The organism is Shewanella sp. Sh95 (genome assembly GCF_001308045.1).
In the GTDB taxonomy this organism is placed as follows: Bacteria; Pseudomonadota; Gammaproteobacteria; order Enterobacterales; family Shewanellaceae; genus Shewanella; species Shewanella xiamenensis.
The window spans coordinates 1-333 of record NZ_LGYY01000148.1 but is presented as its reverse complement, the minus strand read 5'-3'; the positions used below and the strand labels follow the sequence as shown (position 1 = coordinate 333).

Sequence of the window (333 nt, the reverse complement as noted above, 5' to 3'; positions counted from 1 at the left end):
GTTGTGAGGCGTTGAGCTAACTGATACTAATGACTCGAGAGGCTTAACCATACAACCCAGATGGGTTTTGCTAAGTAGCACTTAGACGAATAGAAACACTTAAGAAGTGGTACTCAATACAGCTTTCCGAATTATTAAATAAGATAAGAGCAGATTTTAGTTCCTAGAATCTAGCAGCACGGAGTGCGCTCTCGAGTCTTGTTTAAACCAAATTTGCTTGGTGACAATAGCATTGTGGTCCCACCTGATCCCATCCCGAACTCAGAAGTGAAACGCAATCGCGCCGATGGTAGTGTGGGGTCTCCCCATGTGAGAGTAGGTCATCGCCAAGCG

General features: G+C 45.3%; 1 rRNA gene. It reads left to right on the top strand.

From position 1 onward, the window contains the following. Positions 1–216: 216 nt before the first annotated feature. A 5S ribosomal RNA gene (rrf, locus tag AEA42_RS11250) occupies positions 217–332 on the top strand. The last annotated feature ends 1 nt before the right edge of the window (position 333 follow it).